The sequence below is a fragment of the Rhodoligotrophos appendicifer genome (assembly GCF_007474605.1).
Classification (GTDB): domain Bacteria; phylum Pseudomonadota; class Alphaproteobacteria; order Rhizobiales; family Im1; genus Rhodoligotrophos; species Rhodoligotrophos appendicifer.
In genome coordinates this window covers 1-18,656 of the sequence record NZ_VHKL01000009.1, presented here as the reverse complement: position 1 = coordinate 18,656, position 18,656 = coordinate 1, and the positions used below count along the sequence as shown (strand labels likewise).

General features: G+C 61.5%; 22 protein-coding genes and 1 tRNA gene. 14 read left to right on the top strand and 9 right to left on the bottom strand.

From position 1 onward, the window contains the following. The first annotated feature begins 245 nt into the window (after nt 1-245). The gene (locus FKM97_RS19205) at nt 246-1,634 is read left to right on the top strand and encodes an aminotransferase family protein (protein WP_205015192.1); all 1,389 of its coding nucleotides are present in this window, start codon (nt 246-248) and stop codon (nt 1,632-1,634) included. Nucleotides 1,635-1,690: 56 nt separating this feature from the next. Here FKM97_RS19205 and FKM97_RS19200 read toward each other — a convergent pair whose 3' ends face one another. After that, the gene (locus FKM97_RS19200; RefSeq protein WP_144294056.1) at nt 1,691-2,743 is read right to left on the bottom strand and encodes an ABC transporter ATP-binding protein; all 1,053 of its coding nucleotides are present in this window, start codon (nt 2,741-2,743) and stop codon (nt 1,691-1,693) included. Between the two features lie 296 nt (nt 2,744-3,039). Between FKM97_RS19200 and FKM97_RS19195 the strand changes: the two genes are divergently transcribed. The 3 genes from FKM97_RS19195 to FKM97_RS19185 are packed head-to-tail and all read left to right on the top strand — an operon-like array spanning nt 3,040 to nt 5,824. Continuing rightward, nucleotides 3,040-4,071 (top strand): extracellular solute-binding protein, encoded by a 1,032-nt coding sequence (locus tag FKM97_RS19195; RefSeq protein ID WP_144294055.1) that lies wholly within the window; start codon nt 3,040-3,042, stop codon nt 4,069-4,071. A gap of 26 nt (nt 4,072-4,097) precedes the next feature. Further along, complete coding sequence (locus FKM97_RS19190) at nt 4,098-4,994, top strand: ABC transporter permease (RefSeq protein ID WP_144294054.1); 897 nt, start codon at nt 4,098-4,100, stop codon at nt 4,992-4,994. 17 nt (nt 4,995-5,011) lie between these two features. Further along, entirely contained in the window at nt 5,012-5,824 is an 813-nt protein-coding gene (locus tag FKM97_RS19185; protein WP_144294053.1) for an ABC transporter permease, read from the top strand. Between the two features lie 573 nt (nt 5,825-6,397). Here the strand turns inward: FKM97_RS19185 and FKM97_RS19180 are convergent. After that, complete coding sequence (locus FKM97_RS19180; RefSeq protein ID WP_170241013.1) at nt 6,398-6,976, bottom strand: TetR/AcrR family transcriptional regulator; 579 nt, start codon at nt 6,974-6,976, stop codon at nt 6,398-6,400. 115 nt (nt 6,977-7,091) lie between these two features. Between FKM97_RS19180 and FKM97_RS19175 the strand changes: the two genes are divergently transcribed. Then, on the top strand, nt 7,092-7,562 hold the full coding sequence (locus FKM97_RS19175) for a cupin domain-containing protein (protein WP_205015190.1): 471 nt from the start codon (nt 7,092-7,094) through the stop codon (nt 7,560-7,562). A gap of 122 nt (nt 7,563-7,684) precedes the next feature. Here FKM97_RS19175 and FKM97_RS19170 read toward each other — a convergent pair whose 3' ends face one another. Then, nucleotides 7,685-8,590, bottom strand: a complete 906-nt coding sequence (locus FKM97_RS19170) for a DMT family transporter (RefSeq protein WP_170241012.1) — start codon at nt 8,588-8,590, stop codon at nt 7,685-7,687. A 22-nt stretch (nt 8,591-8,612) separates the two neighbouring features. Beyond that, complete coding sequence (locus FKM97_RS19165) at nt 8,613-9,401, bottom strand: aldolase (protein WP_144294051.1); 789 nt, start codon at nt 9,399-9,401, stop codon at nt 8,613-8,615. On the opposite strand from FKM97_RS19165, the gene FKM97_RS26390 reads away from it, so the two are divergent. Together FKM97_RS26390 and FKM97_RS19155 are read left to right on the top strand one after the other, a co-directional pair. Next, on the top strand, nt 9,400-9,654 hold the full coding sequence (locus tag FKM97_RS26390; protein ID WP_170241011.1) for a hypothetical protein: 255 nt from the start codon (nt 9,400-9,402) through the stop codon (nt 9,652-9,654). The two genes, FKM97_RS19165 and FKM97_RS26390, sit on opposite strands and share 2 nt — an antisense overlap. A 123-nt stretch (nt 9,655-9,777) precedes the next feature. After that, nucleotides 9,778-10,299 (top strand): ureidoglycolate lyase, encoded by a 522-nt coding sequence (locus tag FKM97_RS19155; RefSeq protein WP_144294050.1) that lies wholly within the window; start codon nt 9,778-9,780, stop codon nt 10,297-10,299. 31 nt (nt 10,300-10,330) lie between these two features. On the opposite strand, the gene FKM97_RS19150 is transcribed toward FKM97_RS19155, so the two are convergent. The 3 genes from FKM97_RS19150 to FKM97_RS19140 all read right to left on the bottom strand — a co-directional run bounded on the left by FKM97_RS19150 (nt 10,331) and on the right by FKM97_RS19140 (nt 13,056). Continuing rightward, nucleotides 10,331-10,525, bottom strand: a complete 195-nt coding sequence (locus tag FKM97_RS19150; RefSeq protein WP_144294049.1) for a hypothetical protein — start codon at nt 10,523-10,525, stop codon at nt 10,331-10,333. A gap of 81 nt (nt 10,526-10,606) precedes the next feature. Then, nucleotides 10,607-11,524, bottom strand: coding sequence for an MBL fold metallo-hydrolase (locus tag FKM97_RS19145; RefSeq protein ID WP_246105192.1), 918 nt, complete (start codon nt 11,522-11,524; stop codon nt 10,607-10,609). Nucleotides 11,525-12,129: 605 nt separating this feature from the next. After that, nucleotides 12,130-13,056: a LysR family transcriptional regulator gene (locus FKM97_RS19140; RefSeq protein ID WP_144294047.1), complete on the bottom strand. Its 927-nt coding sequence runs from the start codon at nt 13,054-13,056 to the stop codon at nt 12,130-12,132. A 144-nt stretch (nt 13,057-13,200) separates the two neighbouring features. Between FKM97_RS19140 and FKM97_RS19135 the strand changes: the two genes are divergently transcribed. After that, nucleotides 13,201-14,214, top strand: a complete 1,014-nt coding sequence (locus FKM97_RS19135; RefSeq protein WP_144294323.1) for a zinc-dependent alcohol dehydrogenase family protein — start codon at nt 13,201-13,203, stop codon at nt 14,212-14,214. A gap of 120 nt (nt 14,215-14,334) precedes the next feature. On the opposite strand, the gene FKM97_RS19130 is transcribed toward FKM97_RS19135, so the two are convergent. Then, nucleotides 14,335-14,424: transfer RNA gene (locus tag FKM97_RS19130), tRNA-Ser, on the bottom strand. Between the two features lie 228 nt (nt 14,425-14,652). Between FKM97_RS19130 and rplU the strand changes: the two genes are divergently transcribed. From rplU to FKM97_RS19110, 4 genes are all read left to right on the top strand, one after another. Further along, a complete protein-coding gene (rplU, locus tag FKM97_RS19125; protein ID WP_144294046.1) occupies nt 14,653-15,051 on the top strand; it encodes a 50S ribosomal protein L21 in 399 nt (132 codons plus the stop codon). Between the two features lie 48 nt (nt 15,052-15,099). Then, nucleotides 15,100-15,357, top strand: coding sequence for a 50S ribosomal protein L27 (gene rpmA, locus FKM97_RS19120; RefSeq protein WP_144294045.1), 258 nt, complete (start codon nt 15,100-15,102; stop codon nt 15,355-15,357). A 140-nt stretch (nt 15,358-15,497) separates the two neighbouring features. Next, a complete protein-coding gene (locus FKM97_RS19115) occupies nt 15,498-16,076 on the top strand; it encodes a GNAT family N-acetyltransferase (protein ID WP_170241010.1) in 579 nt (192 codons plus the stop codon). Nucleotides 16,077-16,330: 254 nt separating this feature from the next. Beyond that, nucleotides 16,331-17,002, top strand: a complete 672-nt coding sequence (locus FKM97_RS19110; RefSeq protein WP_144294043.1) for a GNAT family N-acetyltransferase — start codon at nt 16,331-16,333, stop codon at nt 17,000-17,002. On the opposite strand, the gene FKM97_RS19105 is transcribed toward FKM97_RS19110, so the two are convergent. After that, nucleotides 16,981-17,634: a helix-turn-helix domain-containing protein gene (locus tag FKM97_RS19105; protein WP_246105167.1), complete on the bottom strand. Its 654-nt coding sequence runs from the start codon at nt 17,632-17,634 to the stop codon at nt 16,981-16,983. The two genes, FKM97_RS19110 and FKM97_RS19105, sit on opposite strands and share 22 nt — an antisense overlap. Nucleotides 17,635-17,804: 170 nt before the next feature. Here FKM97_RS19105 and FKM97_RS19100 point away from each other — a divergent pair, with 170 nt between their 5' ends. Further along, nucleotides 17,805-18,131 (top strand): hypothetical protein, encoded by a 327-nt coding sequence (locus FKM97_RS19100; protein WP_144294041.1) that lies wholly within the window; start codon nt 17,805-17,807, stop codon nt 18,129-18,131. A 15-nt stretch (nt 18,132-18,146) separates the two neighbouring features. Next, nucleotides 18,147-18,530, top strand: coding sequence for a hypothetical protein (locus tag FKM97_RS19095; protein ID WP_144294040.1), 384 nt, complete (start codon nt 18,147-18,149; stop codon nt 18,528-18,530). The last annotated feature ends 126 nt before the right edge of the window (nt 18,531-18,656 follow it).

The following is an 18,656-nucleotide window of genomic DNA, read 5'->3' as shown; positions in this document are numbered from 1 at the left end:
CTGCCAGAGGCTGTTTGGTTTGAGTAGACGCCATGGCGACCGTTCCCGCACATCTGCTGATTCTCCAATTTTTTGCTTCCCCTTGGACTTTCGTTGGAGACCCAGTCTAAGTTGTCTCTGGCTATTTGGTTTCGAACGGCTTCCAGATGAACGTTGAATTTCGCGTTCACCAGTTTGGGGCGGCGCTGCGAAGATCAAACTCAGGCAACATCAAGGTCCTCAAGCCAGAAAGGATTGGAGTTCCCGTGAACGTCAATTTGCGTGATGTCGCTTCGCTTTATCCCGAGCGCGGCGGCCCGGTTCAAATGTTCTATCGCCCCGAGGACCTGCCTCGCCTTCCCCGCATCGCCCGAGCTGAGGGCAGCTACATGTGGGACACCGAAGGGCGGCGCTATATTGACGGGTCATGCGGGCCGGTCGCCACGAATATCGGCCATGGCAATCCAGCGGTCCTCGCCGCGATCAAGGCCCAGGCGGACCGGGTTACCTTCGCCAACCGCACCGTGTTCGAGAACGAGGCGGACGAAGAGCTTTCCAATCTTGTCGCCAAACTTGCTGGCTCGGGCTTCGACCGGGCCTTCTTCGTCTCCGGCGGCGCCGAGGCGAATGAGGGCGCCATCAAGCTCGCGCGCCAATTCGCTGTCGCCAGGGGCGAAGCCTCGCGCTGGAAGGTCGTAGGTCTTGAGCAGAGCTATCATGGGCCGACCGCCGGCACCCTGGCTGTCAGCGGCGACCCCGCGGCAAAAGAGATCTTCGGTCCACTGGTCGTCTCCATGCCGAAGGTCCCTTCGCCGTCCACCTATCGGCTACCGGGAAACCACACGGTCGAATCCTACGCCAATTCGTGCGCCGACGCGCTCGAGGACTGCATCCGTCGCGAGGGTGCAGACACTGTCCTCGCCTTCATCATGGAGCCCGTTGGCGGCGTAGCCACGGGTGCTCTCGTGCCACATGACACCTATTTCCGGCGGGTGCGCGAGATCTGCACGAAATATGGCGTCTTGATCATCTTCGACGAAGTCATGGCCGGCGCGGGCCGGACCGGGACCTTCCTGGCCGCCGATCACTGGCCCGACTGCCGACCCGACCTCGTAACCCTGGCGAAAGGTCTCGCTGCCGGTTATACGCCCTTCGGCGCCGTGCTGGCGCCGGCGCATATCGTGCGCACGGTCACCCAGGCCGGTGGCTTCATGCATGGCCATACGGCTGCGGCCAATCCATTCTCCTGCGCGATCGCCTTGGCGGTTGTGAACGAAGTTGTCGATCGCGGCCTGATGGAGAGGGTGAATGAGACCAGCCCCGGCTTCCGACAGCGCCTTGAGGCTATCGCCGCCGCCAGTTCGATGATCGGTGACGTTCGGGGCATGGGCTTTCTGCTGGCGATCGAACTTGTCGTCGACAAGGAGAACAAGACCTCCTTTGCTGTTGAGCACAATGCAGCAGTGCGGTTCTGCGAGGTCGCGCAGCGAAACGGTCTGCTGCTCTACACGCGTCGGACGGCCTGGGGAAGAAATGGCGACTGGGTCATGGTCGCCCCGCCGCTGACGGCGACGGATGACGAGCTATCGGAAATCCTGTCGCTGATCGAGAAGACGATCGGGGATTATGCTGAGATCACGCGGCAATGGCGCTGAACGGTCAGAGTGGTGAGGTGGCGGACTCTATCTCCGCCCTTTGCCGGTGAGCGAATTCAGCCGGGGACGAACCAGGAGTCCTCGGGTCGCCAGTCGAGGCTGACGGCCTCACCGGGGGAGAAGCGCGCCTGGTTGCCCGGCACGATGGCGACCAGAGGCGCTCCATGGACGCCATCCAGCTGGTAGCGCACCGACTGCCCAAGATAGATGACGTCGATCACGGTGGCACGGAGAGCCTCATGGTCTCCACCGGCCTTAAGCACTATGTTTTCCGGCCGAACGATCAGACGTGCATCGCGTGATTGGCGGGTTGGCGGTGGGCAGGAGACGGAAATGCCGTCCGAAACCTGCAGCCGGTGTTGATCGCCCCGGCTCTGGACCTCTCCCTGGAAGACATTGGCGGTCCCGAGGAAGTCGGCAACGAAGAGGTTGGCGGGGCGCAGATACGCGTCCTCCGGTGTGCCGATCTGCTGGATGTGACCTTGGTCGAGGACGATCAGCCGATCCGAGAGCGACAACGCCTCCTCCTGGTCGTGAGTGACGAGCACGGTGGTAATCCCCAGGGACTTCTGCAGCTGTCGAAGTTCCACCTGCACCTGCTCGCGCAGCTTGCGGTCCAGCGCCCCCAAGGGTTCGTCGAGCAGCAGAATTGAGGGTTGGAAAACGAAAGCTCGGGCGAGGGCCACGCGCTGTTGCTGACCGCCGGAGAGTTGCGCCGGGCGGCGCTTTTCGAAGCCGGTGAGCCGCACTTTTTCGAGGGCCTCTGTGACACGGAGTCTGGTGTCCTCGGTGCTCAACCTTCGCACCGTCAGGGGAAACGCAATGTTGTCGTAGACGCTCAGATGCGGGAAGAGGGCGTAGTTCTGGAACACCAGCCCGACATTGCGCTTGCCGGATGGCTCGAATGTCACGTCGCGGCCACCAATCAAGATTTGCCCCGACGTGGGCGCGGACAAACCGGCAATCAAGGTTAGCAGGGTGGTCTTGCCGGAACCGCTGGGGCCAAGAATCGTGACGAATTCGCCTTCGCGGACGGACAGGTCGATATTCGCACAGGCAACGAAGCTGCCATAAGTCTTCTCAACATCGACCAACTGTATAGTGCTCATTCCAGGACCCTCACCGTCCATCACGCGTCACATGTGCGGGGTCTTTCGCAGAGCCTCCCGGAGCGCTTTTTTCGATTGATATCACAGATGTTGTCAATCGATATCACATATGACACACTTCTCCCTTGCAGGCGTAGCAAATATAAAAAGAGCGTGACCGCAAATTTATCAATATTCAGTGAAATAAATCGAGATTATATTATACGCCACAAGGTTTGCGGTGACCCTGAGCTTTTTTCGAATCGAAATTGTTCCTGCCTTGACACAATAAACAGAAGATAGGGAGTGAAAAAAGCATGAAAAGCGCCATTAACAGTGGTTTCAAGGCTTTGACCGTAAGCGTTTTGCTGATGTCCGTTTTTGGCCTCGCAGCAAGGGCGGAGGTCAAGGAATTGCGCATGATCGAAGCTGGCGGCCCCTCGGGAGAGTCTGTTGAGAAGGGATACATCGAGCCTTTCACGGCCAAGACGGGGATTAAGGTCACTCGCGAAAGCCCTGCTGGCCTGGGCAAGCTGCGCGCAATGGTCGAGGCGAAGAACCTGACTGCCGATGTGGTCGAGTTGAGCAGTGGTGAACTCGAGCAGGCCAAGGCTCTCGACCTGGTCGAGAAACTGGATTGGGACGCGATCAAGCCGGATCCCATTTTCGGCGAAGCGAAGCTAGATGATGGCCTCGGCTGGCAGTATTACTCAACCATCCTTGCGTGGCGTGCGGACGCCAAGCCGATCTCCACCTGGGAAGAACTGTGGGACGTGGAGAAATTTCCGGGCAAGCGAGCACTTCCGGACTATCCGACCTATATCCTCCCCATGGCACTGATTGCCGATGGGGTGAAGCCGGCGGATCTCTACCCGCTCGATCTCGACCGCGCTTTCGCGAAGCTCGATAAGATCAAGGACCACGTCGCGGTCTGGTGGCAGGCAGGTGCCCAGCCGCCACAATTGCTCAAGGACAATGAAGTCCAGTATGCAGTGTCCTGGTCAGGGCGCGTTGTCGACGCGGAGAACATTGACTTCACTTATAATCAAGGGCAGCTCGATCTAACCTATTTTGCCGTACCCAAGGGGATCGCTGCCGATCGCAAGGCTGCCGTGATGCAGCTCATGCACGAGATCACGGTTGCCAAGAACCAGGCCGTTGCAGCCGGGGTCGTCGCCTACACGGGACCCAGCGAGGGTCTGGATGCGCTCCTGCCGAAGGACAAGCTCGATACTTATCCGACGGTAGCGAAGAACAAGAACGTGCAGTTCTTGATGGATCCGAAGTGGTGGTACGACCACGCGGATGAAGTCGAGCAGCGTTGGCAGGAATTCAAGCTCGGTCTGTAAGCGGCCAATCTATTGCAACACAGGAGATGGCAGGTCGGATCTCCTCCGGCCTGCCTATGCATGTGATGGCAGACTTAGCACCAACAATCCCCCGTGCGAGGCGGGGACTGACTGCACCGGCCGGCCTGCCCCAGGTCGCCCCTGCGGCAGTCTTTATCCTGTTGCTGTTCAACGTCCCGCTGTTGCTCATGCTCTCCTGGTCGATCGATCCCGGCGACAATCCCTTCAAATATTATGCGGCCCTGGCGCAGGGCTCGGTCTATATGAAGGTCCTCGGAAATACGATCTACATTGCGCTGCTCACGACCTTCGCCTGTTGCATGCTCGGCTATCCACTCGCTTATTGGATGTGGAGCCTTCGCGCGCGCTCGCAGATTCTGGTCCTGGCGCTGGTGGTGCTGACCTTCTGGATCAGCATTCTGGTGCGCACTTATTCCTGGATCGTCATCCTCGGCAATGACGGCATCGTCAACCGCTCATTACGAAGCCTCGGTGTCACTGAAACTTCAGTCGCCTTTCTTTACAATCAGTTCGGCGTGATCGTCGGCACCACCAACGTCCTCTTGCCCTTTCTGGTGTTGCCACTCTTCGCTGCGATGCTGAAGCTGGACCGGCGACTGCTGCAGGCGGCGGAATCCATGGGTGCCTCTCAGGCACGAATCTTCTTCCGCATCTTTCTGCCGCTCACGTTCCCAGCACTCGCTGCCGGATCAATCTTGGTCTTCATCCTGACGCTTGGCTTCTTCATCACCCCGGCGATCCTTGGGGGAGGGCGCGTGCCGATGATTGCCAACATGCTCGACCTGCTGATCAATCGCATGCCGCGCTGGGAAAACGCAGCTGCAATTTCCACCGTCCTCTTAGTGCTCACCTTGCTGTTCTATGCCGCATATCAGTGGGTCGAGAAGAAGAGCCGCATCTAACTTCGCCGGAGCGTCCAATGGAGAACCCATCGTCGCTGACACGTTGGCTGATCACGGTGGTCGGCGTTTCGATCCTTTTGTTCCTGTGTTTGCCCATCGCCATCGTTATCCCGATGTCCTTCTCCAGCGCGGACACACTCGCCTTCCCGCCGCCCAGTCTGTCCCTGCGCTGGTACAGGTCGTTCTTCGAGGATCCGCGTTGGCTCGAGGCGGCACGAACGTCCTTGTTCGTCGCTCTTGCATCCAGCACCCTTGCGGTACTGTTCGGCAGTGCGGCCGCCTATGGTTTGGTCCGGGGCACGTTTGGTGGTCGCCGCATCCTTGAGGCGAACTTTCTCGCTCCAATCATCGTCCCCCAGGTCATCACCGCGCTGGCCCTCTATATGTATCTAGCGAAGTTCGGACTGCTGGGAACCTTTGGCGGGCTGATCCTGGGACATACGATCTTGGGGCTCCCCTATGTCGTGCTCCTCATGTCGGTAGCGATCCGTTCGTTTGATGTTCGCATCGAGCAGGCGGCCCTCAGCCTCGGGGCGTCGTGGCAGGAGATGTTCCGCCGGGTGCTCATTCCCAATCTGATGCCGAGCCTTTTGGCGGCCTGGATCTTTGCCTTCATCATTAGTTTCGACGAGGTTATCGTCACGATCTTTTTGTCGGGTGCACATGAGACAATCCCAAAGAAGATGTTCAACGAGCTGGTCCTTCGGGTCAATCCAACGATCACGGCAATCGCAACTCTGCTGATTGGATTCACGATCATCACTATGGGTCTGGCTGCTTGGCTAGCTAAGCGAGGAAGCGTCTCCGCGATCCGCGGATTAGATCACTGAAGGCCCGCTTGTGCTAAGAGGTCACGGCCGAACGGGCAGAGATTGAAACCAGAAATCGTCTCCGGCCCGCAAAATAGATCAAGGTCTGGCCGGAGAGGGACATGAGATCTGTTTGGTCAGCCTCCAACCAAACGCGGCAACGATGCCGCGGTCAGCGGAAATGTCACTCACCATGCGCTCCATTCACTTTTGATCCGTCAGTGAATGGGCTCCAGTGTCAACAGTCCGCCCATCGGCCCCATTCCGGTCATTCAAACCCGAACTGAGACCTCCCAAAAGCGGACGCACGTTATAAAGTTATCTCGATAGTCAGCAGAAAGTTGGCATCCCGCCGCGCGCGCCGGAGAGTATGGAACTGGCGCATCGCTATGTTATTGTAGGATCAATTGATTTCTGAAATCCCGCGAGCGCCACGCAAGTCAAAGACGTGCCGCTACGCCATCGGACGCTAAACCTCGTCTGCACGTCCTGCAGTGAACAGATTTCCCCGGCCCTGCTGGCTGCCCTCTCTGCAGCAAGGACAAGACGGGCTGCGCAGCTTGACGGAACGACGATAGACGACAAGCGAGAGTGTCACCTCGCCGTGCGGATGGCGCAACCGACCAGCCGGGCGACAGCCCGGCGCCGCTCCAAATCGGCGCCCGCGACCCTCTGCATAGCGGTCCACACCGGAAAATCCGTCAGCACGATCACAAGCTGAAGCACGGCGTCCGGCAGGGCTTCAACCTTGACGGCTTCGCGGACAAGTGCGGCAACGCCCGCCTCCACGGCGCGCAGAAATTCGTCCAGCTCGGGGATGAGATGTCTGTCGGCATAGGCGGCCGTGAGCCGAAGCGCTCCGCGTCGGTAGAAGCGGTCAACCTCGTCGACAAGGCGGTGCAGACGATCCTCCATCCCGACGACGTCCTTGAATATTTCCGAAGCCCGTTCGGGCACCGGCGGGTCCATCTCTTTCCAAACATGCGCGCCGCAGGCCGCGACCAACGATCCCAAGGTGGGAAAGTGGCGATAGATCGTCGCCGCGCCGATACCGGCGCGTCTGGCAATGTCCACGAAGGACGTTGCCGCCACACCCTTCTCATCATGCATCAGCATCGTCGTGCTCACGATGCGATCGCGCATCTCGGCTTGGGTCTTGGCGCGGTTCTTCATCCGATAACTGCGCCGCGTCGTACGATTGACCATATTGACGATATTTACATTCCGTGGAATTATTATTCCGCCAATATGCCCGGTGACGCAGCCAGGTGTCCAGTGAGAATCCGAGATGAACATCATTCCTTCCGCTGCCACGAGCACGCCTTCCCGCGCTGGCGAAATACGGTTTCTCGGCCTCCTGACCTGGATCAAGGCGGACCGGGAATTGACGGGCGGTCACTTCAGCCTGATCGAGCAGGTCATACCAGCTGGCTTCGAGTCGCCCTGGCATATGCATCGTTCTGAGGACGAGTCGTTTTACGTCCTCGAGGGCCAGATGTCGGTGATCTTGGAAGACGGATGTAGGCTGCTTCAGGCAGGCGACTTCGCCTTCGGTCCGCGCAACATTCCGCACGGATTTCGCATCGAAGGCGACGTGCCGGCAAGAATCCTTCTGATGACGACCGGAAGCGATTTTGCCGATTTCATCGCTGAGACGAGCGTTCCGAGGGACACGCCGCCGGCTGCTCCAGACATGGCGCTACTGATGGCGGCCGCTGAACGGCACAGCATCGCCATTCTCGGCCCACTGCCACGCTAGCAGCAAGGACTTGGCTTTGGCGCGAGGCCACCAGAGATGGTGGAGCGCCGACCGGAGAAATGGAACGGGAACCTGCGCACGGCTGTGCGATGTGCTAGCCACTGCCGATCCGGTCCGATGCGCTATCCCCGCCGCGCGATGACGATGCCGGCGAGCACGACGATGCCGCCGATGGCCTGCATCGCGCCGATCGGCTCGGCAAGCACGAGCCAGGCGAGAATGCCGGCGACGACCGGCTGGATCAGCAGCGTCAGGGAGGAAAAGGCCGGGGAGAGCCAGGCCAGCGCATAGGTGATCATGCCCTGGCCGCCGGCATGGCTGATCCAGGCGATGCCGAACAGCATGGCGAGGCCGAAGAGCGTCGTCGGGAAAAAAGCCGGCTCATAGACGAGGGCCACGGGCAGCAGCGTGAGGCCGGCGGCAGCCGTGGTCCAGAGCATGATGGACAAGGTGTCGAAGCGGCGGCGCAGGCGGCCGACGCCGAGAATGTAGCCGGCATAGAACATGGCGGCGACCAGGGCCGTCAGATCGCCGCGCAGGCTGCCGTTCCCATTGAAAAGGGCCGGGCCGCCCTTGAGGACGATCACCCCGACGAGGGCGATGACGAGCCCCGCGGTGAAGCGCGCCGTGATGGCGGTGCGGAAGAAGAACCATGAGCCGATGGTCACGAAAATCGGCGCCATGTTGGACAGCAGGGTGGCGTTGGCGACGGAGGTTTCGTGGAGCGCGAGATGCCAGGCGGCCAGGTCGGCAGCGAGCATCACCCCCGGCACGGCGAGGGCGATAAAGTCGCCAAGCCGCTCGGGCTTGCGGCTCTCGGTGTCGGTGGCCCGGTCGACGACAGCCCAAAGGCCGAAGGGGATCAGGGCAAGGCCGAGGCGCCATACCGCCGTGGTGATGGGGCCGAGTTCGGACAGGCGCACGAAGATCGGCGAACCGCCGATGGCGATGCCGCCGGCGAGCAGGGCCAGCAAGGCGATCGTGCTGTCCCGGCCAGCACGGGCGGGCGTCAGCGACCTGACGGTCATGGGATGATCCTTGTCGGAAGGCTTATGAGGCGAAGTCGGGCTGGTCCTTCAACAGGATGCGGCGCACGCTGTCGAGATGACGGCGGGCACTGGCGGCATCGCCCTCGCGCATCTGCTCGTAGGTGCGCCGGGCGATGTCGGCCGCCACCGGCACGAGCTTGCGGCCGGTGCTCATGGCCTTGACCTGCACCTCGCAGGCGCGCTCGAGATAATAAAGGTCGTCCCACGCCTCGGCGATGCTCGGGCCGATGACCATGACGCCGTGATTGCGCATGAAGATGATGTCGGCGCCGCCGGTGGCCGCGGCGATGCGGTCGCCCTCGCTCTCGTCCAGGGCCAGGCCGTTATAATCTTCGTCGACCAGGGTGCGGCCATAGAATTTGAGCGCCGTCTGCCCCGCCCAGACCAGGGGATCGCCTTCGACCATGCTCAATGCCGTCGCATAGGGCATGTGGGTGTGGAAAGCGGCGTGAGCGCGCGGCTGGTTCTTGTGCAGCCGGGCGTGGATGTAGAAGGCGGTCGCCTCGGGCTCGCCTTCGCCCGCAACCACGTTGCCGTCGAAATCGCAGATGAGCAGGCTGCTGGCGGTGATCTCTTCGAAGGCGAGGCCATAGGGATTGACGATAAAGAGGTCGTCATGGCCCGGGACCAGCGCCGAGAAGTGATTGCAGATGCCCTCTTGCAGGCCGAGACGGGCCGCCATCCGGAAGCACGCGGCCAGGTCGCGCCGCGCCTCCCACACCATGGGGTCGTCGAGGTCGCTGTTGCGCAGAATCCTTGGTCCGGACTGCGACGTTAGTTCATGCGCCATGGCGCGTTCCTCGATCGTGTTCTTGGCGGTCTTGGATCCTGCCGGAGAGTCCCGTCAGGCACCGAAGACGCGGGTGAAGATCTTAATCAACGTGCTTCGAGTGATAGCCCATATCGAACAGGCTTTCGAGGTCTGCATCGTCGGGCAGCGCCCAAATCTCCAGATCCTGCTTGAGGAACTCGAGGAAGTTGCCCTCGCCGCGCCAGCAGGACGCGCCGGGAATGGATCAGTCCGCCCAGGCGGCACGCCGTGAGCTTATCACCGCCTCTCGTGATGGCCTCCGACGCAACAATCGACTAATAACTCAGGTCAATCGCTTAGCGGGCTCGATCACCTGGTCGTGCCATGGCCAATATCCAGTGCAGGAATATTCACGATGCGTGAACCGACGCCACGAGAGCACGGAGCCGCCGAAGCCCTCACCCTCCAGGCTCTGCCCGTAACCGCCCACGAATTTCGGCCCTATGGCGAACTTCTGGAACCGCCCAGCGACGTCGGACGCACGGATTTTGTGTCGAACCTTCAGAATCTGCGCCCGCATATGCCGATCAACATCGCGCTCATCCGCACATCGATCGCAGCACTCCCGCTTCACGTCACTGAAATGGAGCGGCATCGTTTCTCGACCCAGGTGTTTTTGCCCTTGGACGTCGAGGCCTATCTCGCGGTCGTTGCCCTCGACCAAGGTGGTCAACCGGACCTCACAACGATGCGGGCATTCGAAGTCAAAGCGCCGCTTGGCATCAGCTATGGCGTCGGCGTCTGGCATATCGGAATGATTGCCCTACGAGGTGCCGGACAATTCGCGATGCTGATCCATGAAGATGGATCGGCAGACGATTGCGAATTTCTGGCCATCCAACCGTGCACTGTCAACAGCCAGGCGATGGAGCAATAAAGCTCTTTGGGACGAGACCTTCGTTCGCGCACTATGCCTGAGGCAAAAACCAGAGCATGACCTCCAAGGACCATCTTCCGGCATTGTTCAGCAGCACGTCTAAGCCGCCATGGGCCTCGACGGCGTGGGCGAGGGTCGGCACCGCGTCATCGGGCGCCGCCGCGTCGGCGATTACGGTGGAGATATTAGGGTGATCGCTGCAAAAGCTGATGGCCAGGCGGTTCACAGGTTGATCGAACCGATGGCCATCAAAAGCCCCACGAATTCCTCCTCGTAGACGTCGCCCGGCGCGTGATGCGGACAGCGATCAATAGTCCCAGAAGGCCGGTACCCAGCGAAAGGCATCGCCCTCGACTGCCACCCGGCCGACGGACGGGAACGGCAGGTGCGTAGCCACCAGTTGCTCGCCGGCCTCCGCCAGCTCCGTCAGGAGACGAACCCGAACGCGGGCTGCCTCCTCGGGGTCGTGTTCGAAACCGTTGTGCCAGTCGGGGTGGTCAAACCCGACCGCGAAAACGGCGTCGCCGGCGAACGTCAGCCGGTCATCGCCGGATGCCAGGCGGACCACGCTGTGCCCGGGAGTGTGGCCGCCGGTACGACGGACGACCACCCCGGGTGCCACCTCGTGCTCCTCATCGAACAGCCGCAGCTGGCTGCGGTATTCCTTCGCGAACCGCTTGGCGGCCGACCGGAGCGCGTCCGGAAACCCCGTCGGCATATAGGCATGGGTGAAGTCGGGCGCCTCCCAAAACTTGACCTCGGCGGCCGCCACGTGGATCCGCAGGTCCGGACCCAGCCGGTCTTTCACCCCGTCGACGAGCAGCCCGCCGATGTGGTCCATGTGCATGTGGGTAAGCACCACGTCGGTCACGGACTCAAGATCGATGCCGGCGGCCTCCAGTCGCTTGACCAATTGCCCAGCTCTCGGCAAGTTCAAGTTGGGGTCCAATCCTAGCCCGGCGTCGATGAGTATGATCTGACCGCCACTCCGCACCACGACCACGTTTAGCGACCAGTCGAAAGCGTCCGCCGGCAGGAACATGTCGTTCAGCCAGGCCGCCCGTAGGGCCGGGTCGGCGTTGTGTCCCAGCATCTTGGTAGGAAGCGGTAGCACGCCATCGCTGATTACCAGCACGTCAATCGCGCCGACCCGCACCGCGTAACGCGATGGAACCAGTTCTTCGGGCGCAGATCTGCCGGAGTGTGAGGTGTAGTCCAAGCTCATGCTTGTCCTCTGCTGGCCGTCACTTTTCTGATGTGTTTCATTCTGGAGGGCGAGGTGGTTCAGACGCTTTGTCATGGTCGTTCTCCGATTGGGCTGGCGAGAGAATTTGCGGTCCAAAATTCGACCCGACCAATCGCCCGCCATCAATGAGCGGAGGATGCATGAAACCCGCCACGAAGACTTTGTAGAGAGCTTGGATTGCTGTGGACTCTGGCTTGGATTTTTGTCCAAGAACCAATGCAGTAACCGCGCTGACAATGGCCTTTCCGCATTGCCATCGGCCGTCCGGTCGGCCCGGCTACGTGCTCGGAAAGTGGCAAAGCTGGCCTCAACGGCTGACATGAGGCGCGGAGATGCCTGACGGCTCGGTGGGCCGCGAGAGGCCCGACGGCTTTCGAGCGAACGTTGATCAGAACAGACGGATCTCCGGCGCATACTTATTGCTCGTCATGCTCATAACGGCCCAACCTTCTTAGAGTAGGAGCCTCCGACAAACCCGTCGCGGTTCAGGGCGCAGAGCTGCCCTCGCCAAAGGCGCTAGGGACATGCACATGAGGTGCGGTGAACGACAATTTGCCAGCAATCCGCGTGCCCAGGAGCGAGCGTCATTGACTGGTCTCGAAGATCCTCTCGAGGCCTCGATCCCAGTACGGGTGCCGCCCAAATCGCTCGACGAGCCAGTCGATGAAGACCCTCACCTTCGGTGCCAGTTCGCGCGAACTCGGGTAAAGCGCCCAAAGCGTCTGTGTGGAGACGAGGGGGTACTCGGGAAGGGCTGGTACGAGGGCGCCGGAGCGAAGCTCGTCAGCGGCGCACCAAGTGGCCATCAGAGCGATGCCGAGCCCCGCACAGGCCGCATCGCGCACGGCACCGCCGTCGTTGATTCGCAGGCCTGGGGTGATACGCCGCTCGATCAGCTCTCCGCCCTTTCCTCGAAATGTCCAGAGATCGAGCGTACCCACAACGAGGCAGGAGTGTTCTGCGAGGTCGTTGGGCGTATTCGGCCGCCCGCGCCGCTCGATGTAGTCGGGCGAAGCGACCAGCACCCGTTTATCTGGAGCGAGCCGCCGCGCGACGAAGGACGAGTCGCCGAGCTCGGAATAGCGAACCGCCACATCGAAGGCACCTTCGACGAGATCGACAACACTGTCCGAGATGCGCAAGTCGAGGGCCAACTCGGGATAGTGCCGACAGAAGTCGGGCAGACCCGGCACGATATGCATGCGCGCGAACGAGGCCGGAGCCGCTACCCGCAGGGTGCCGCGCGGCGCGGCTTGCTCCCGCCCGAGCGCCGCTCGGGCGGCTTCTGCTGCGAGCACAACGTGCTCTGCATGCGGCAGGAAGGCGAGGCCGTCCTCGGTCAAGGTCGCCTGTCGCGTTGTTCGGTGGAGAAGCCTGGCCCCAAGCTTTCTCTCCAGCGCCGCCAGTCTCGCGCTCGCGCCCGCCGGAGTGAGGCCCAAGTCGCGGGCTGCAGAGCTGATGCTCCGGAGTTGAGCGATGCGCACGAACAGGTTCAAGTCGTTCACGTCCATTGCGCCGCTTTCAAAGTTTCGTTGAAACTGATCCTAAATCCGGCCCGCTACCAAGGGCAATCGCCACAAGTCAAATAGAAAGCGTCCCAACGGGACCATGGGCCGTGGAGCCCGCTCTTGCCTCCAAACCGAAAGGACATTGTTATGACCGAGACCATGAAGGCAGCCGTCCTCACCCGCTTCGGCGGGCCGGACGCGTTTGAGCTGCGCGAGGTGCCGGTGCCGGCAGTCGGTCCGCGCCAAGTGCGGGTGCGGGTGCATGCCACTGCCGTCAATCCGCTGGATTACCAGATCCGCCGCGGCGATTACATGGACGACGTGCCGTTGCCTGCAATCATCGGCCATGACATCTCGGGCGTTGTCGAGGAGTTGGGCTCGGACGTTCGCGAGTTCTCAGTTGGCGATGAGGTCTACTACACACCAAAGATCTTCGGCGCCGCCGGCTCCTACGCTGAGCAGCACGTCGCCGATGTCGAACTCGTCGGCCGCAAGCCCGGGAACCTCACGCACCTTGAGGCGGCGAGCTTGACGCTCGTTGGCGGCACGGTTTGGGAGGCGTTCGTCCAGCGCGCGCAGCTGAAGGTCGGCGAGACGATCCTCATCCACGGCGGTGCAGGCGGTGTCGGCACGATCGCGGTTCAGGTAGCGAAGGCGATCGGCGCGCGGGTGATCACGACGGCGCGCGCCCGCGACCACGACTTCGTGCATTCGCTTGGCGCCGACGACGCAATCGACTTTACTGTTGAAGATTACGTGGAGGCGGTCGCTCGTCTGACCGGGGGTGAGGGCGTGAACGTCGTCTTCGACACGATCGGAGGCGACACGCTCACCAGAAGTCCCCTGACGCTCGCTGCCTTCGGGCGTGTCGTTAGTCTCGTCGATATCGCTCAGCCGCAGAACCTGGTCGCGGCCTGGGGCAAGAACGCGGCCTACCACTTCGTGTTCACGCGTCAGAACCGAGGCAAGCTTGACGCGCTCACAAGTCTCGTCGAGCGCGGCCTGGTGAAGCCCGTGATCGGGGCGACGCTGCCGCTCGCCCGCATGGCTGAGGCGCACGAACTTCTGGAGAACGGCGCCGCACGGGGACTGCGCGGTAAGGTCGTGATCGACGTGTCGGGAGAGGCGGTCGCCTTGCCCCCCGCCCAGCGAGCCGCCTGACACGTCGCGCGGACGGTCAGGAAGGCTCGTCCCGGCCGTCCGCCCGAGAGGAGAGAACGAATGGTAAAGCACGACCACGAGCGGCCCTCCGCGACCAGTACTCCACCGATTGCCGAAGTGTGGCGGAGGGGGTGGGATTCGAACCCACGGTGCGCTTGCACGCACAACGGTTTTCGAGACCGCCCCGATCGACCACTCTGGCACCCCTCCGCAGGGAGCGGTGGCATTCTTCTGCCGCCGCAGGTCGTCAGGGGCGATCACATAGCGCCGAATGCGCAGCGTGCCAAGCCCTGCCGCGAAACTCTCTGCGGGGCTCTCCGAGAAAACGCCACCGGCTTCCTTGACAGCCTGCCGGTTCCGCGTATATTGCCGCGCAAATGGCCGGGCGCTGCTTGAGCGCGATCCTGGCTTTGTCTTTACGCCAGGCGGATTGGTAATATGTACGCAGTCATTAAGACGGGCGGCAAGCAATATAGAGTTGCTGCAGACGATGTGATCCAGGTTGAGCGGCTCACCGCCGAGCCGGGCGATGTGATTCAGCTTGACCAGGTGCTGATGGTGGCGGGAGAGGGCGATCCGCAGATCGGTGCCCCCCTCGTGGCCGGCGCCACTGTATCGGCCGAGGTGGTCGTGCAGAACCGGGGCGCGAAGATCATCGTCTACAAGAAGCGTCGCCGGAAGCATTATCAGCGTAAGAACGGCCATCGGCAGCTGCTGACGACCCTTCGCATCACGGAGATCGCGGCGGGCGGCAAGACTTACACCGGTAAGGCCAAGAGCGCGAAGAGCGATGCGGCACCGGCCGAAGCGGCGAGTGCTGAGGCGGCCTCGGCCTGAGTTTATAACGGCGTTGCGGCGCCTCGACGAAGTTTTCGGAGCAGACAGATGGCTCACAAAAAAGCAGGCGGTTCTTCTCGTAACGGTCGCGACTCCGCGGGCCGCCGTCTTGGCGTGAAGAAATTCGGTGGCGAGAGCGTCATTCCGGGCAATATTCTCGTCCGCCAGCGCGGCACGAAATGGCATCCCGGCACCAATGTCGGTCTTGGCAAGGACCACACGATTTTTGCCCTTATTGAAGGGAAAGTTGAGTTTAAGACGGGTCGCAGCCAACGCACTTACGTATCGGTAGTACCGGCTAGCTGACGGCGGCGGAAAATCTCCGACCGCCGCGTTCCATCGAACCGGCGGATCGGAAAGATCCGAGATCTTGCGAAAGCAAAACGGGGAGATGGCACGCACCATCTCCCCGTTTGCATGTTTACTGCCTCGCAAGGATGCCGACCATGACCATCGCCGTCACGTGCACAGCGCCGGCCAGCCCGTTCATCGAAACCGACCGGCTGATCCTGAAGCGCCCGGACCGCTCCCATGCCGAGCGCATTGCGCAACTCTGCGACGACCCGACGATCGCCGAGAACACCGCTCTGATCCCTCATCCCTACGCCGTGAGCGATGCCAATGAATGGCTCGACCTCATCGAGGCTCGGCCCTCGGCGGATCTGGTCTTTGGCATCTACCTGAACATCCCCGATCCGGTTTTGATCGGCGCTGTCTCCCTCCAGCGCGAGGAGCAGAACAGAGACCCGAAGCTCGGATATTGGCTGGGGGCGGCCTATCGCGGCCATGGGTTCAGCACCGAAGCCGCGCGCAGCGTCATCCGCCATGGTTTTCTGGCCCACGACTTCACGGCGGTGAGTGTCTCCTGTCGCATCACCAATGCGGCCTCGCGCCGGGTGATCGAGAAATGCGGCTTTACCTATGCCGGCCTCGGTCGCGCACATCTGCGATCGCTGGACCGGGAGGAGCCCATGGACCTCTTCCGGCTCACCCGCGAACAGTGGCAGAGGCGCCGGCGTCGCTAGCTGACCCGAGGCCGCGCGGCCTCGGGTGCGTGACGGGGGTGGGGGCTGTCGCCGGCTCTTTCACACCTGCATCCGCCTGCTCGTAGCATCCCGCTAAGCATATATTCAACCGTGGATTGTATCAAGGAAGAGCAGTCAGTAGGGTTGCGTGGTCGACGTCCGATGCCGCATCAATTCAGCGGACCTTCGGTAACTTTTCATCATCTGTGGCGGGGATCGAGATTGCGGTCCCCGCCGTCCTTTAGGGGCGGTCCATGATCAAGAGTTCGGTTGTCATCCGTACGACGCCGTTGCTGTCCATTGAGACCGACCACCTCATCTTTCATCTGCCGCGCACCGAGGACATTCCACAGATGCTGGAAATGTCGACGGATCCGTCCCTCGCCGAGAATGCGCTCACCCAGGTTGATTTCACGCCGGCGAGCATGGCGGCGATGCTTGCCAATCTACCGGATCCCCCCACTCCGCAACTGACTTTCTTCGGCCTCTATCTGCGCAAGGATCCTGCTCGTCTTTTCGGTGTAAGCACCTTGGGCCGGCTCCCTGGTGACACGCGATCCCGCCTCAGTCTTTGGATCCGTCCGTGCCACCGGCGTCAGCGTCCCTTTGGCGACATCATCCCCGCCATGCTGGAATTTGCCTTCAGATATCTGCGCCTCAAGGAAGTCGAGGCCAACTCCTTCGCCCATCAGCCCATGAGCCCCCGTGTGCTTCACCGTTACGGATTCAAGGATCATGGCGAACGCATGGGCTATGCCCCGGCCACCGGAGTGACCGCGCCTTTACTGGTCATGCGGATGAGCCGCGCCGCTTGGTTCGGAACTCATCGGCAACACTGTGTTCGACTGCAGCCGGTGCCGGCGAATCGGCCGCTGCCGGCGATGCAGCAGCAGCATGCGCAACGTCACAGGCCCTCTCTCGTATAGGAGATGACCGACAGGAATCGGATGGGCAACTTCACCATCTCCTCTGGTCCGTGCGGCGCATCGGCGTCGAAGAACAGGCTGTCTCCCGGCTTGAGGTGATAGAGCTGGTCTGCATGCCGGTAGACGACTTCCCCCTCGAGGACGTGGAGGAACTCCAGCCCTTCATGCTGGAAGAGCGGGAACACGTCGGAATCCTGCGTCAGCGTGATCAGATAGGGCTCCACCACGACCGGCCCATTGGCCCCGCCGCTATGTCCCAGCAGTTGATACTGGTGGCCGGCGCGCGTTCCGCGGCGTTCGATCACCAATCCTTGCCCCGACGGAACGTAGACGGCATCGCGGCGCTCCTCGAAGCGCCGGAAGAAGGCGGTGACCGGCACTCCCAATGCGGTGGAGAGGGTCTGCAGGGTCGTGAGCGAAGGGGAGGTGAGGCCGTTTTCGATTTTCGACAACATTCCGGGAGACAGTCCCGCAGCCGCCGCGAGATCGGCAACGGTGATCCCGAGCTTGACTCGAAAGCTCCGCACCTCGCGGCCGATGGCAACCTCCAGCAGATTGGCGCGCGCGCCGCCGAGCTGATGCGGATTCTGTTCGCCCTGGGGTCTTGGTGCTGCCCGCGGTTCCTTCGTCATGTGCTGGTTCTCGACCCCTCTTGAACACGCCGATGCAGCATTGATTTGGTGCATCGCAGCAGCCGCCGCTGGTTGACACTATGATTAAAATATAAGCAGGCTCATTCCTGCCAAGAAAATTCTATTGCCATCAGTCAACATGGTGGCGGGCAAGTCTAGGGGGAATTGTGATGTCTGTCTCACCTAACCAAGCGGTCCAGGAGCGAGGGGCGACACTAGATCAGCGCATCAACGGCATGCATTCTCGCGATCGTATGGGAGCGATCGCCTTTGTCGTCGTGCTCTGGTTTGTCGTGCTTTACGTCCTGTATCAAATCTGGCCTGTCGTGACCAATCCGGCCATCCAATGGATCCTTCTTGGTGCCGGCTCCCTCGTCCTGTTGTTCAACACGGCCGCCATTGTGGCGATGCTCCGTCACTACGAGGGCGACAAGCACTTCATCTATGCGCTGGACCTGAAGCATCTCGATGAGGCGCGCCGTCGGGGCCGCGTCTGAAGGGGGGAATAAAGCATGGCCATTTATCAACCGCCGAAACAGGGCTTCGTCGGACAGATTGTCGACGTCGTCGTCCTGCTCATACTCACCATCGGGGCTCTTTACCTACCGCTCTATTTGGGTCTGGCCGGGGCCGCCAAGACGCCGGCACCCATTGCCAACCCCACCTGGGAGGCACTGAACCAGAACGCCGGTGAGCAGGCCCAATGGCAAGCGTTGGGATACAGCGATCCGGCCGCCGCCCAGGACATCATCACCGCTCGCTTCGACTACTCCTTCGACTGGACCGCCCTCATCGTGATGGCTGTCCTCGTGCTCGGCTACTTCTTCCTCGTGGTTCGTCTCTCCGACAAGGAATACCGCGAAGTCATAGCCGAACGCTTCGCCGACAGACGCTAGGAGGGCCTCGCAATGGATTACTGGAACATCCTGGAATACTGTGCAGGGCGGTGACAAATTAGGCCATGGAGCGCCGACGTGATGGCGGTGCGGGCGGAGTAAAAGCCGTCCATTGGCTAGGCTGGT

Coding starts and splice junctions, on each gene's coding strand:
- FKM97_RS19200 (WP_144294056.1), bottom strand. CDS start 2,743: ATGAGCACTATACAGTTGGTCGATGTTGAGAAGACTTATGGCAGCTTC.
- FKM97_RS19195 (WP_144294055.1), top strand. CDS start 3,040: ATGAAAAGCGCCATTAACAGTGGTTTCAAGGCTTTGACCGTAAGCGTT.
- FKM97_RS19190 (WP_144294054.1), top strand. CDS start 4,098: ATGGCAGGTCGGATCTCCTCCGGCCTGCCTATGCATGTGATGGCAGAC.
- FKM97_RS19185 (WP_144294053.1), top strand. CDS start 5,012: ATGGAGAACCCATCGTCGCTGACACGTTGGCTGATCACGGTGGTCGGC.
- FKM97_RS19180 (WP_170241013.1), bottom strand. CDS start 6,976: ATGAAGAACCGCGCCAAGACCCAAGCCGAGATGCGCGATCGCATCGTG.
- FKM97_RS19175 (WP_205015190.1), top strand. CDS start 7,092: ATGAACATCATTCCTTCCGCTGCCACGAGCACGCCTTCCCGCGCTGGC.
- FKM97_RS19170 (WP_170241012.1), bottom strand. CDS start 8,590: ATGACCGTCAGGTCGCTGACGCCCGCCCGTGCTGGCCGGGACAGCACG.
- FKM97_RS26390 (WP_170241011.1), top strand. CDS start 9,400: ATGGCGCGTTCCTCGATCGTGTTCTTGGCGGTCTTGGATCCTGCCGGA.
- FKM97_RS19165 (WP_144294051.1), bottom strand. CDS start 9,401: ATGGCGCATGAACTAACGTCGCAGTCCGGACCAAGGATTCTGCGCAAC.
- FKM97_RS19155 (WP_144294050.1), top strand. CDS start 9,778: ATGCGTGAACCGACGCCACGAGAGCACGGAGCCGCCGAAGCCCTCACC.
- FKM97_RS19145 (WP_246105192.1), bottom strand. CDS start 11,524: ATGAGCTTGGACTACACCTCACACTCCGGCAGATCTGCGCCCGAAGAA.
- FKM97_RS19140 (WP_144294047.1), bottom strand. CDS start 13,056: ATGGACGTGAACGACTTGAACCTGTTCGTGCGCATCGCTCAACTCCGG.
- FKM97_RS19135 (WP_144294323.1), top strand. CDS start 13,201: ATGACCGAGACCATGAAGGCAGCCGTCCTCACCCGCTTCGGCGGGCCG.
- rplU (WP_144294046.1), top strand. CDS start 14,653: ATGTACGCAGTCATTAAGACGGGCGGCAAGCAATATAGAGTTGCTGCA.
- rpmA (WP_144294045.1), top strand. CDS start 15,100: ATGGCTCACAAAAAAGCAGGCGGTTCTTCTCGTAACGGTCGCGACTCC.
- FKM97_RS19115 (WP_170241010.1), top strand. CDS start 15,498: ATGACCATCGCCGTCACGTGCACAGCGCCGGCCAGCCCGTTCATCGAA.
- FKM97_RS19110 (WP_144294043.1), top strand. CDS start 16,331: ATGATCAAGAGTTCGGTTGTCATCCGTACGACGCCGTTGCTGTCCATT.
- FKM97_RS19105 (WP_246105167.1), bottom strand. CDS start 17,634: ATGACGAAGGAACCGCGGGCAGCACCAAGACCCCAGGGCGAACAGAAT.
- FKM97_RS19100 (WP_144294041.1), top strand. CDS start 17,805: ATGTCTGTCTCACCTAACCAAGCGGTCCAGGAGCGAGGGGCGACACTA.
- FKM97_RS19095 (WP_144294040.1), top strand. CDS start 18,147: ATGGCCATTTATCAACCGCCGAAACAGGGCTTCGTCGGACAGATTGTC.